Raw genomic sequence first — 12,482 nt, 5'->3', positions numbered from 1 at the left:
TGGGCCGTCGGCGAGGGTGCCGGCGCGACGGTGCCGGCCCGCAGCCCCCGGAGGCGGATCGACTACGTGTTGCACGATGGCTGGTTCAAGCCGCTGCAGGCCAGCGTGCTGCACTCCGCGGTCTCCGACCATCGCGCAGTCTGGACCCGGATCGAGCTGCGCGAGGAGGTCGGTTGCATCAAGGTCGGCGAATGAGGAACGCCGAAGGGCCGACCCCGTGGGGATCGGCCCTTCGTTGCGCGAGCGATGTCTCGAGCTAGTCGGACTCGCCGGCGATGAACTTCTCCAGCAGCATCCGGCCCTCGGTGTCCTCGATCTGCACCGGCGGGCTCTTCATCAGGTAGGCCGAGGCCGGGATGATCGGGCCGCCGATGCCGCGGTCCTTGGCGATCTTCGCGGCACGGACGGCGTCGATGATGATGCCGGCGGAGTTCGGGGAGTCCCAGACCTCGAGCTTGTACTCCAGGTTGAGCGGGACGTCACCGAACGCGCGACCCTCGAGGCGGACGTAGGCCCACTTGCGGTCGTCGAGCCACGCGACGTAGTCGGACGGGCCGATGTGGACGTTGCGGGAGTCGGTCAGGTTGGACAGCTCGCCGGTCAGGTTCGACGTGACGGCCTGGGTCTTGGACACCTTCTTGGACTCCAGGCGCTCGCGCTCGAGCATGTTCTTGAAGTCCATGTTGCCGCCGACGTTGAGCTGGTAGGTGCGGTCGAGGGCCACACCGCGGTCCTCGAACAGCTTCGCCATCACGCGGTGGGTGATGGTGGCACCGACCTGGCTCTTGATGTCGTCGCCGACGATCGGGACACCGGCGTCCTCGAACTTCTTCGCCCACACCGGGTCGGAGGCGATGAAGACCGGCAGGGCGTTGACGAAGGCGACGCCTGCGTCGATCGCGCACTGCGCGTAGAACTTGTCAGCCTCCTCCGAGCCCACGGGAAGGTAGGAGACCAGCACGTCGGCGCCGGAGTCCTTGAGGACCCGGACCACGTCGACCGGGTGGGCCCCGGACTCCTCGATCGTCATCCGGTAGTACTTGCCGAGACCGTCGAGGGTCGGGCCACGCTGCACCTCGACGCCGAGCGTCGGGACGTCGGCGATCTTGATGGTGTTGTTCTCGGAGGCGTTGATCGCCTCGGAGAGGTCCTTGCCGACCTTCTTGTCGTCGACGTCGAACGCGGCGACGAACTCGACGTCGCTCACGTGGTAGTCGCCGAACTTGACGTGCATGAGTCCCGGGACCGTGCTCGCGGCATCGGCGTCCCGGTAGTACTGCACGCCCTGGATCAGGGACGTGGCGCAGTTGCCCACGCCAGCGATCGCTACTCGAACCGAACCCATGGGGGTGTTCCTTCCTTGCTGCTCACGGCTGCTCTATTGCGACGTCGACGGGGACGTCGGCGTCTGCGTGGGTGGAATTGGCTTCGCAACGCTGTGCCCCTGGGCGCCGCGTTCTGCGTTGATCAGGTCCGAGAGCCACCGGACCTCGCGTTCGACCGACTCCACGCCGTGCCTCTGCAGCTCGGCGGCGTAGCGGTCGACTTCCTTCTGGGTCATCGCGAGCTCGCGCTGCACCCGGTCCAGCCGCTCCTGCAACCGCGACCGGCGTCCTTCGAGGACGCGCAGCCGGATCTCCATGTCGGTGGAGGAGAAGAACCGGAACCGGATGTCGAAGTTGTCGTCCTCCCACGCGGCAGGACCCACCTCCGACATGAGGCGCGAGAACTCTTCGGTGCCCTTGTCGGTCACCTGGTAGACGATCCGCTGGCGGCGGGACACGGGACCTGCCGGCGCCGCGACCTCCTCGATGAGGTTGCCCCGGAGCATCTTCTTCAGTGCCGGGTAGAGCGAGCCGTACGACAGCAGTCGCCCCCAGCCCAGCATCAGGTTCAGCCGCTTGCGCAGCTCGTAGCCGTGCATGGGGCCCTCGTGCAGCAGCCCGAGGACTGCCAGCTCGATGGTCTCACCACGACGTGCCATGCGATCTATCGTAGCGATATATCCGCAGAACGTGAACAACCGATGGATCGATCGCGTGGATCCCGCCAAATCAAGGCTGAGATGGGGTGCGCCGTACTCTGGGTCGCGGCATGTTCACCCCCGTGACGAGGACAGGCAACCCGGAGTGGCTCCAGGAAAGCGCAAGGCGCCCGATTCGACGACGAAGCGGACGACCTCCCGTAAGAAGGCGAACCGGCCTCCCCGCACCCGGAAGCAGAAGCTGAAGCGGCTCGGCCTGTGGGCCCTCGTCACCGCCGTGGTGATGGGCCTGGTCGGCGTGGGGGCGTTCTACGTCGTGTACCGCTCGGTTGACATCCCGAACCCCAACGAGGAGTTCCTGACCGAGACCACCAGCGTCTACTACGCGGGCGGCAAGGCCGAGCTCGGCGAGTTCGCGGTGCAGAAGCGGGACTCGATCGACTACGAAGAGATGCCGCAGACGATGAAGGACGCGGTCGTCGCCGCGGAGAACCGCACGTTCTGGACCGACCGGGGCATCGATCCCAAGGGCATCGTCCGGGCCGCCTTCAGCAACGCGGCCGGCGGGTCGACTCAGGGCGCCTCCACGATCACCCAGCAGTACGTGAAGATCCTCTACCTCACCCAGGAGCGCACCTGGAAGAGGAAGAGCAAGGAAGCGATCCTCTCCCTCAAGATCAGGAACCAGCTCTCCAAGCAGGACATCCTCGAGGGCTACCTCAACACCATCTACTTCGGCCGGGGTGCGTACGGCATCCAGGCCGCGGCGCAGGCGTACTTCGATCGCGACGCCAAGGACCTCAACCTGCGGCAGTCGACGGCGCTGGCCGCGATCCTCAACAACCCGTCCCTGTACGACCCGGCCAACGGCGAGGAGGCCGTCGCCCGGCTCCAGACCCGGATGGGGCGGATCCTCGACGGAATGGTCGAGATGGGCACCGCGGACGCCGACGAGGCCGAGGCCGCCGCCGCGAAGCTGCCGAAGTTCCCGAAGATCGAGCAGGACGACCAGTACGCCGGCCAGCGCGGCCATGTGCTCCAGATGGTGCGGAAGGAGCTGCTCAGGCTCGGCTTCACCGAGGAGGAGATCCAGGGCGGCGGCCTGCAGGTCACCACCACCTTCACCCGCAAGGCGATGGACGCCGCCGAGCAGGGCGTGAAGGAGGCGCGACCCGAGGGCTTCGGAAAGAACCTCCACGTGGCGGTGGCCTCCGTGGAGCCCGGCACCGGCGCGGTGCGCGGCATCTACGGCGGCCACGACTACCTCGACTCCCAGATCAACTGGGCGGTCGCCGGTGGCCAGGCCGGCTCGACGTTCAAGCCGTTCGCGGTCGCCGCGGGCCTCAAGTCGGGCTACTCGCTGAAGGACACCTTCGACGGCAACTCGCCCTACGTGGTCGGTGACGCCGACTTCGAGAACCAGGGCGACCGGGACTACGGCCGGGTCAGCCTGCTCCAGGCCACGGAGAACTCGATCAACACCGCGTTCATCAACATGACCGAGGACATGCCGAACGGACCGGAGGAGATCATCCGGACCGCGAACGCGATGGGCGTCCCGCCGGCCGAGCCGGCTCGCGACCCGTACGGCTTCCCGACCAGCAGCCCCGGCCTGAACCCTGAGATCGGGGTCAGCCTCGGCTCGCAGACGGTCAGCCCGATCAACATGGCCAACGGCTACGCCACCATCGCCAACGGCGGCGCGGCGGCCGACGCCTACATCATCGAGAAGGTCGTCGACCGCGACGGCGTCGTCCGGTTCGACCACAAGGTCACCGACCGCCGCGCGATCTCCGAGGACATCGCCGCCGACACCTCGTACGCGATGGAGACGGTCGTGCGCTCCGGCACCGGGACGGGTGCCCAGGCGATCGGCCGGCCGGCAGCGGGCAAGACCGGTACCGCGACCAAGGACGGCGGCGCGGTCTCCTCGGCCTGGTTCGCCGGGTTCACCCCACAGCTCTCCACCGCGGTGATGTACGTCCGCGGCAAGGGCAACGGACAGCTCGACGGCTGGCTGCCGACGTTCTTCGGCAGCGGCTTCCCGCTCGACACGTGGAACGCCGTGATGAGCCGCGCGCTGGAGGGCGAGGAGGTGCTCGAGCTCGCCGACCCCGCCTACGTCGACGGCGACGCGCCGGAGTCCGGCCACGAGCCGTACACCCCGCCGCCGTCCCCGAGCAAGAAGCCGAAGCCGAAGCCGAAGCAGAGCAAGACCACGCAGAAGCCGGAGACGAGCGCACCGCCGACCACCGAGGCTCCGACGCCGACCGAGACCAAGACGGACAAGACGCCGCCACCGCTGGTTCCGTCCCCCAGCGACAGTGAGTCGAGCACCGGGGCGGCCCAGGGCGCCGCCACCCCGAAGCCACGGCAGCGCCGCCGTCGTACCGCTGCCTGACGCATGTCTCACGTCCACCCCACCCGCGACGACCCGGTCGTCGCGGGGCTGAGCGAGGTCGTCGGCGGCCCGATGGGCGAGCGGGCGCGCCCGCACCGGTGGTGGACGCCGGCGAAGGTGCTGCTCCTGCTGACCGCGGTGACCTTCGCGCTGGGCATGGTGCAGAAGGCGCCGTGCTCGCTGGCGGACGGGAAGGACCAGAACTGGGTCTACTCCCACATGTGCTACACCGACCTGCGCCCGCTCTATGTCCCGCGCGGGCTGGCTGAGCACGAGTGGCCCTACAGCGAGGACGAGCAGGTCCGGGCGCGCTACGAGGTGATGGAGTACCCCGTGGGCATCGCCTACTGGGCGTGGGGCACCTCGTGGGTGACGCACTGGCTCAACGGGTCGCCCGATCTCGAGGCCCGCGGTGACGCACCGGTCTCCGCCCTCTACGACGACCCCGAGGTCTCCGACGAGCAGACCATCTTCCTGCTGGTGAACGCCGTCGGCTTCGGCGCGCTGGCGCTGTTGGCGAGCTGGCTGGTGTCCCGCACCCACCGTGGGCGGCCCTGGGACGCCGCAGCGTTCGCGCTGTCGCCGGCGCTCCTGCTGACCGGCCTGATCAACTGGGACCTCATCGCGGTCGCGCTCGTCGCCGGAGCGCTGTGGGCGTGGTCGAAGGACCGCCCGATCCTCACCGGCGTCCTGATCGGCCTCGGCACCGCGGCCAAGCTCTACCCGCTGTTCCTTCTCGGCGGGCTGCTGGTGATCTGCCTGCGCAGGCGGCAGTACGCGCGCTTCGGGGTGATGACCGGGTGGGCCGTCGCCGCCTGGGCGGTCGCGAACGCGCCGGGCTACCTGACGGGCCCGGACCAGTGGAAGGTGTTCTGGACCTTCAACGCCGACCGCACCGCCGACCTGGGCTCGGTGTGGATGCTCATCGACCAGGCCGGCGACGTCGGCTTCCGGGCCGAGACGATCAACACCTGGTCGTGGATCCTCTTCGGCGCGTGGTGCCTCGCTGTGTTCGTGATCGGGATGACCGCCGGCCGACGGCGATCCGCATCGGTCGAGGAGGTCGCGCGGCGACCGTCACGAGACCTCATCCCCCGGCTCGCCCAGCTCGGCTACCTGATCGTGGTCGGCTTCCTGCTGGTCAACAAGGTGTACTCACCGCAGTACGTGCTGTGGCTGCTCCCGCTCGCGGTCCTGGCTCGGCCGCGGTGGCGTGACCAGATCGCCTGGCAGGCCTCGGAGGTCTTCTACTTCTGCACGATCTGGTGGTACCTCGGCGGCTACCTGGCGCCGCCGGGCGGCGGTGACGCCGGCTTCTACTGGGTCGGCATCGCGATCCGCGTCGCCGGTGAGCTGTATCTGGCCGCCGTGATCGTCAGGGACATGTACCGCCCCGAGCACGACCCGGTGCGCGAGCTGCCAGCCGCGGATCAGCCGTCGATGACGACCCGGTCGAACGTCGTGGCGGTGTAGCGCACCCGCACCTCGACGTCCTCACCGACCTCGGGAACCCGCGACCCGTGCGGGAGGAACAACAGCGAGGCCTGCATGTGTGGCGGCTCCGCGAAGAGCCGCTGCTTGCCGTCGATGGAGTACGGCGAGCGCACGAACCCGACCGCGTCGAGGCCACCCCGGGCGAGGGTCGCCGCGCGTGCCTTCATCGACTGGTCGCCGGTCGGCGCCTCGAGGCCGATGCCGTGCGCGGTGCCACCACTGACGACCAGCACATGCCCGGGCTTCGGGGCGGTCCGGCTGCGGTAGCCGAAGGCGTCGCCGCGATCCACGGGATGTACGTCGAGCACGGTCGCGGTCACCCGCAGAGCACCCCGGTCCCCCAGCCAGAGCGAGGTCCCGATCCGGGGACGGAAGGTGAAGTCGGCGTACTGCCCTCGCAGGGAGGTGAGCTCGGCGTCGGTGAGGTGGCTGACCCAGACGGTGCGCAGGCCGGAGCCGGGGACGTCGGCGCCGACGGCGTCGGTGATCAACCGGCTGACCTCGCTGACGTGGCCACCCTGGCCGAGCGGCAGGTGGAGCGCGAGGCCCTCGACCCGGGCACCGGGGTGCTTGCGGAGCAGCTCCCCCGCCTCCCACAGCTCGCGGGCGGCCATGCCGTGACGCCGCATGGAGGTCATCCGCTCCAACACCAGTCGCGCGGTCGGGTCGGCGTGCAGCAGGTCACGCAGGTCGGCCAGCCTGCTGACCGTGTGGACCACCCGCTTCCCGGTCGCCGGCTCGGGCAGCGGGACCCAGGGCCGCCACGGAGTGAGGACGAGGAGGTCGCCGTGCCAGCGGGTGGCCACCTCGGGCAGCTCGTCGTAGGTGCCGACGGCGAGCGTGCGCACGTCGTGGCCGCGGTCCGCCAGCCACTGGGCCTTGCGGGCGAGCCGGCCGAGGGTGAAGCCGTAGCCGTTGCCCTTGGCGACCGGGACGATGCCGGGGTGGGCCGCGGCCACGGCCTCGAGGTGGCCGCGCCAACGCGGTCCGTCGACGGTCAGGGTGAGGCTCACCTCGTCCTCACCCCCGCCGCTTCAGGTACAGCTGGAAGGCCTTGTACAGCGGCCGGTTGATCGGCAGGTCCCACTCGCCGGCGTACTCGACCGCCTCGCCGCCGGTGCCGACCTTGAACTGGATGAGGCCGACGTGGCTGTCCTCGGCGTCGAGCGTCTCGGTGATCCCGCGGAGGTCGTAGACCGCGGCGCCGGCGGCGATCGCGTCGCGGATCATCGCCCACTGGATGGCGTTCGAGCCGCGGACCTCTCGCTTCTGGGTGGAGGAGGCGCCGTAGGAGTACCACGCGTGCTCGCCCACCCGGATCGCGATCGTGGCGGCGACCAGGTCGCCCTCGTGCCGGGCGAGCCAGAGCGTGAAGCGCTCGGGGTCGTCGTCCGACAGGGCGTCGCACATGGTCTCGAAGTAGCGGAGCGGGCGCGGGGTGAACTGGTCGCGGTGGGCGGTGTGCACGTAGAGCTCGTGGAACTCCGCGAGGTCCGCGCGCGAGCCGCGCACCACCTCCACCCCTTCCTTGGTGGCCTTCTTGATGTTGCGGCGCCACAGCTGGTTCATGCCCGTGAGCACGGCCTCCTCGGTGCGCTGGCTGCCGTCCGCCTCGCGCAGCGGCACCTGGAAGACGAACTGCGGCTGCCCGGCTGCGAAGCCGCCCTCGGCAGCCTGGTGCCGCCAGCCCAGCTCGTGGAGCTGGGCCACGACCCGCGCACCGATGGGCGAGCGCTCCGCAGGCGGTATCTGGCCGAGCAGGCGGATCCCGGGGTCGGCGATCCCCGCCTTGATCTGCGCCGTGGTCCAGCGCCGGGTCACCACCGGCGGGCCGATCCGGATCGCGAACGCACCGGCCTTCTTCAGGTGCGCGGCCAGCGGCCGGAGCCACTCGGCGAGGTGCGGGGAGGACCAGTCGAGGACCGGCCCCTCGGGGAGGTAGGCCAGCGAGCGGTTCAGCTTCGGCAGCTGGCGGTAGAGCACGAGAGCGGCTCCGACCTGGGTGTGGTCGTCGTCGAACCATCCGACCGACTCGCTGCGCCACTCGCTCTTGACCCGCGCCCATCCGGGCGTCTGCAGGAAGCTCGCTGACGGCAGGGTGGCCAGGTAGTCGCGGTGCTCGGTCGTGGAGATCGGGCGCACGCTCGGCATGGGTGCGAGGCTATCGGGCCGCCCGCCGGCGCGCGGGGGTGGACCGCCCGCACGCGGGTACCGGTCGAGCATGACGGCACCACGACCCCTCGGCTACTGGCTGACCACCGTCGACCGCCTGCTCGACGACCGGTTCGAGCGCCAGGCAGAGTCGACCGGCGTCTCCAGAGCCGGCTGGCAGCTGCTTGCGCGCCTGCGCAGCGGCGCGGTTGCGGAGGACGCGATCGAGGCGCTGCCGCTGGCCGCGCGCGGCGTGGACGTGCTGACCGAGCTCGAGCGGCTCGCCGTCGACGGTCTCACCGAGCGCTTCGGGGGGGAGTGGCGGCTGACCGATGCCGGTCATGCCCGGGTCTCGGACGTCGAGGCCAGGGCTGACGAGGAGATCCGAGACCGCCTCGCCTCGGTCGTCACCACGCCGCAGTACGACGAGCTCGTCGCCACCCTCGAGCAGATCGCGCTCGAGCTCGGGTGGCAGCCGACGTAGCCGACCCGGCTAGGAGCAGCGCTCCCGCAGCCACGCGAAGTCGTCCAGGTGGGCGGAGGCGGGTCCGGGCGTCTCGCAGATCACCGGAGCCTGGGCGTCCCGGACCACCTGCGCGAGCAGGGCGGGGTCGATCTTGCCGGCGCCGAAGTTGGTGTGCCGGTCCGCACCGGAGTCGAACTCGTCCCGGCTGTCGTTGGCATGCACCAGGTCGATCCGGCCGGTGATCGCCCGGACGTCGTCGACGATCGTCTCGAGCGGGTTGCCCCCGGCGTGGGCATGACAGGTGTCGAGGCAGAAGCCCACGTTCTCAGCACCTTCGGCGTTCTCGATGGCCGCCCACACTCCGGCGATCCGCTCCAGGTAGCGGGTCATCGCGTTGGTGCCGCCCGCGGTGTTCTCGATGAGCAGCGGCACCTTGATGTCCGTCGCCTCGACCGCCTTGCGCCAGTTGTCGTAGCCCTTGGCGGGGTCGTCGTCGTCGGTCACGTGCCCGCCGTGGACGATCAGCCCCTTGGCACCGATCTCGGCCGCGGCGTCCATGTGCTGCTGCAGCAGCTTCCGGCCCGGGATCCGCTGGCGGTTGTTGGTCGTCGCGACGTTGATCAGGTAGGGCGCGTGCACGTACAGGTCCACGCCCGCCGCCTCGGCGTCCGCGCGGAGCCCGGCCGGGCCGCCGTCGTACGCGACGACCGGGCCCTTGAACGACTGGGGGTTGCCGAGGAAGAACTGCACCAGCGGCGCGTTGCGCGCCCGGGCCTCGGCGATCGGGTCGGTCTGCTCGACGTGGGCACCGATGCGGAGCTCGCTCATGGCCGCCATCGTAGGAGCGGCCACCGACCCCGCGGTCGCGGGCTCAGCCGGACCAGCCGAGGACCAATTCTCGGACCACAAATGGCTCGACGCGTTCTCGCCGTCCGGCGAGCCATGCCACGGTTCTGTCGACCAGCGCCCGGGGGGGCGGGTGGGTGGTTTCACCTTCGAACCGGGAGACCGCACGATGATCAGTTACCTACGCCGCACCCTCGTCGCATCGTCCCGCCGGCGAGCGGTCTCTCTGCGCCGCGGTCTCAGCCTCGTGCTGGCCGTCCTCGTGGCGGCCGCCGGCCTGACCGCCGTCGCGGGCCCGGCGACCGCCGCGACCGTCTACGAGATCGAGGGCGAGTGGGAGGCGAACACTCCGCGCACGGTCGCCAGCGGCGACGTGGTCACCGCGGTCTGGCGGGTGAACATCAACGACGACCGGCCGGCGCCGTCCAACGACCCGGTCGACAACGTCACCTTCACCGTGACCCTCGAGAACGGGGTGTTCGGCTCGCTGCCCGGCGACTGTCTGGTCAACGGCGTCACGCCGGCATCGAGCATCTCCACCGACGGCAAGACGCTGGTCTGCAACCTCGGGACGCACGACCAGGGCACCGCGGTCGTCGTGCAGACGCCGGTCCAGGTCGACGGGCCGACTGGCAGCCAGGTCACCGCGTCCGGCTCCATCGCCGGGAAGACCGCGAACCTGGACCCGCTCGAGATCGACAACCCGTTCGGCATGGACATCCGCTGGGGCACCGGAACGGCGAACTTCAGTGCGGGAGCGGGCGGCTACGAGCTGGATCTCCAATGGACCCTGAGCAAGGACAAGGGCAGTCCCGCAGGGCCGCAGACGATCACCTACGACCTGACCATCGCCTCCGCGCAGGGCGCCGTCGTCGCGACTCAGGGCTGCACCCCGTTCGCGGGAGGATTCGCGAACGGGCACCCGTGGTCGGGTGGCACGCACCCGGCGAACCAGATGACGTCCTTCGTGGGCAGCTGCACCCTCGTCCAGACCGGGCCCACCACCTTCAGGCTGACGCTGACCGGGATCGACTACGAGCCCGCCAGCCCGCCGACCGTGGACTCGGCCGGGAACCGGCTGCCCGTCGACGAGGTCGCCCTGGCGTCGGGGTCGATCTGGATCCGGGTGGAGACGACGCAGTCAGGGTCGGTCCAGCTGGTCTCGAGCGCCCCCACCTACACCTCGGTCGACGGCGACGTCGCGCAGGACGACGTCGCGAACAACACCGAGTCGAAGGCGTGGACGACGCCCGGCCTCTACTCCTCCGGATGGGGTCGCGGATACACCGGCAGCGGTGGCACCACGTGGGACAACACCTACCGGGTCTCGGCCGGGACGGATGTCGGCCAGTACATGGACACCGACGCGCACCTGCACGACGACCTGCCGGGAACCTTCCCGGTCGGGATGTGCTCGAAGATCGACACCAAGTACGCGACCTTCAACTCCTTCAGCTGGGGCTCGCCGCCCGGTGGCGTCGACGGCGCGGTGGTCGAGTACTACACCGGCACGGCGCCGACGATGGATCCCGCCAATGCGGCCTACGATCCCAACGCCTTCGGGTGCGGTGGAGCCGGCGGCTGGAGCACGACCCCGCCCGCCGACCCGTCCCAGGTCAAGGCGGTTCGGGTCACGATGACCGAGACCCAGGCCCGCGCCTACAAGGCGTACAACATCACGCCGGTCATCGGCCAGCAGGTCAGGCCCGGCACGCCGGCGGGCACCGACGTCTGGAGCTTCATGGAGGCCCAGGTGGCCGGGGACGGGTCCTGGTACAAGCGCGACGAGATCTGCATCACGCCGGTCCCGGGCGGCAGGTACCCCTGCACCACAGGGTTCGCCGACGTCCTGCACGTCGTCACCGCGACACCGGCGATCAGCAAGTCGGTCGACCGCGCGGTGGTGCAGCCGGGCGAGCCGGCGACCTACACGCTGAACTACTCCGCGAACGGCGCTGGCGCCGTCCCGGCCTCGGTGGACGGGTTCCAGATCGTCGACACGCTCCCGCCGAACGTGAGCTACGTGCTCGGTTCGGCCACGCCTGCGCCGACCGTGACCACGAACCCCGCGGGACAACAGGTCCTGACCTGGACGCTCGACGGGGTCGCGACCAACACTGGTCATTCGCTGACCTACCAGGCCGTCGTCGACGGCTCCGCGACGCCGGGACAGACGCTGACGAACTCGGCCGTCGCGTCCTACGGTGGCGTGTCCACGGCCCCGGCGACCGCCCAGGTCACCGTCAGCACCAGCGGGTACACCGCGATCAGCAAGACCACGGACACGCCGTACATCCCGAACCTCGACGGCTCGGGTGACGGTGAGGGGTCGTGGACGGTGACGTTGCGGTCCTTCGACCCGCTGCCGCAGGCCTTCACCGACACCATCGACATCCTCCCGTTCGAGGGCGATGCCCGAGGCACCGACTTCGAGGGCAGCTACAGCCTGGCGGCGGTCGAGCCGCTGCAGGGGCAGACCGTGTACTACACCACGGCGAACCCGGCGACGCTGTCCGACGATCCTGCAAACCCGATGAACGGCGCAGCGAACAACCCGGTCGGCAACACGGTGGGCTGGACGCCGGTGTTCACGCCCAACGCGACCGCGATCCGCGTGATCGGTCAGGCGCTGGCGCCGGGTGCGGTCCAGCAGTTCCGGGTGCGGATCGCGACCGATGGCGCCCACGGTGAGGACCTGTTCGTGAACCGGGCCCAGGCCCGGGCCGAGCACACGCGGCTGGTGATGCGGACCTCCGCGCCGATGACGGTGGCGAACTACTACGCGGCGACGTTGAAGAAGTACGTCCAGGACGCCACCGGTGCCTGGCGCGACGCGAACGACGTGGCCGACTATCCGGCGTTCCGGTACGGCGACACGGTGCGGTACCGGATCGTGGTGACCAATGTGGGTCAGGGCACGTTGACCAACATTCAGGTCACCGATGACCAGCAGCCCGCGTTGGGCGACTTCAGCATCGCCTCGCTCGAGCCCGGCGACTCCGAGGAGCACGAGTTCTCGATCGTGCTCGACGAGTCCACGACCGGCACGGTGGTCAACACCGCCTCGGCGACCGCCGACACGCCGAGCGACTCGCAGGTCCCGCCGACCATTCCCTCGGACCCGGCTGGGTTCGAGGTGG

Annotated in this window: 10 protein-coding genes; 5 read left to right on the top strand and 5 right to left on the bottom strand. The window is 70.0% G+C overall.

What is annotated here, in order from left to right; genetic code table 11:
* The coding region (locus E7Z54_RS23585) for a hypothetical protein (RefSeq protein ID WP_431188818.1) at positions 1 to 195 on the top strand (195 nt) is incomplete at its 5' end.
* Positions 196 to 256: 61 nt separating this feature from the next.
* Here the strand turns inward: E7Z54_RS23585 and E7Z54_RS21125 are convergent.
* Positions 257 to 1,345, bottom strand: coding sequence for an inositol-3-phosphate synthase (locus E7Z54_RS21125; RefSeq protein WP_136436708.1), 1,089 nt, complete (start codon positions 1,343 to 1,345; stop codon positions 257 to 259).
* Between the two features lie 33 nt (positions 1,346 to 1,378).
* Positions 1,379 to 1,984, bottom strand: a complete 606-nt coding sequence (locus tag E7Z54_RS21120) for a PadR family transcriptional regulator (RefSeq protein WP_136436707.1) — start codon at positions 1,982 to 1,984, stop codon at positions 1,379 to 1,381.
* A 145-nt stretch (positions 1,985 to 2,129) separates the two neighbouring features.
* Between E7Z54_RS21120 and E7Z54_RS21115 the strand changes: the two genes are divergently transcribed.
* Together E7Z54_RS21115 and E7Z54_RS21110 are read left to right on the top strand one after the other, a co-directional pair.
* Entirely contained in the window at positions 2,130 to 4,385 is a 2,256-nt protein-coding gene (locus tag E7Z54_RS21115; RefSeq protein ID WP_168798444.1) for a transglycosylase domain-containing protein, read from the top strand.
* Positions 4,386 to 4,388: 3 nt separating this feature from the next.
* Positions 4,389 to 5,858: a glycosyltransferase family 87 protein gene (locus E7Z54_RS21110; RefSeq protein WP_136436705.1), complete on the top strand. Its 1,470-nt coding sequence runs from the start codon at positions 4,389 to 4,391 to the stop codon at positions 5,856 to 5,858.
* On the opposite strand, the gene E7Z54_RS21105 is transcribed toward E7Z54_RS21110, so the two are convergent.
* Together E7Z54_RS21105 and E7Z54_RS21100 are read right to left on the bottom strand one after the other, a co-directional pair.
* A complete protein-coding gene (locus E7Z54_RS21105; RefSeq protein ID WP_136436704.1) occupies positions 5,816 to 6,892 on the bottom strand; it encodes an alanine racemase in 1,077 nt (358 codons plus the stop codon). The genes E7Z54_RS21110 and E7Z54_RS21105 overlap by 43 nt on opposite strands.
* 7 nt (positions 6,893 to 6,899) lie before the next feature.
* On the bottom strand, positions 6,900 to 8,030 hold the full coding sequence (locus tag E7Z54_RS21100; RefSeq protein WP_136436703.1) for a lipid II:glycine glycyltransferase FemX: 1,131 nt from the start codon (positions 8,028 to 8,030) through the stop codon (positions 6,900 to 6,902).
* Positions 8,031 to 8,100: 70 nt separating this feature from the next.
* Between E7Z54_RS21100 and E7Z54_RS21095 the strand changes: the two genes are divergently transcribed.
* Entirely contained in the window at positions 8,101 to 8,514 is a 414-nt protein-coding gene (locus E7Z54_RS21095; RefSeq protein WP_136436702.1) for a hypothetical protein, read from the top strand.
* Between the two features lie 9 nt (positions 8,515 to 8,523).
* On the opposite strand, the gene E7Z54_RS21090 is transcribed toward E7Z54_RS21095, so the two are convergent.
* Positions 8,524 to 9,324, bottom strand: coding sequence for a deoxyribonuclease IV (locus E7Z54_RS21090; RefSeq protein WP_206056443.1), 801 nt, complete (start codon positions 9,322 to 9,324; stop codon positions 8,524 to 8,526).
* A gap of 187 nt (positions 9,325 to 9,511) precedes the next feature.
* Between E7Z54_RS21090 and E7Z54_RS21085 the strand changes: the two genes are divergently transcribed.
* The coding region (locus E7Z54_RS21085) for a DUF7507 domain-containing protein (RefSeq protein ID WP_136436700.1) at positions 9,512 to 12,482 on the top strand (2,971 nt) is incomplete at its 3' end.

The sequence above is a fragment of the Nocardioides sp. genome (assembly GCF_004803405.1).
GTDB classification, from domain to species: Bacteria; Actinomycetota; Actinomycetes; order Propionibacteriales; family Nocardioidaceae; genus Nocardioides; species Nocardioides vastitatis.
This window is presented reverse-complemented; position numbering and strand designations above follow the sequence as displayed.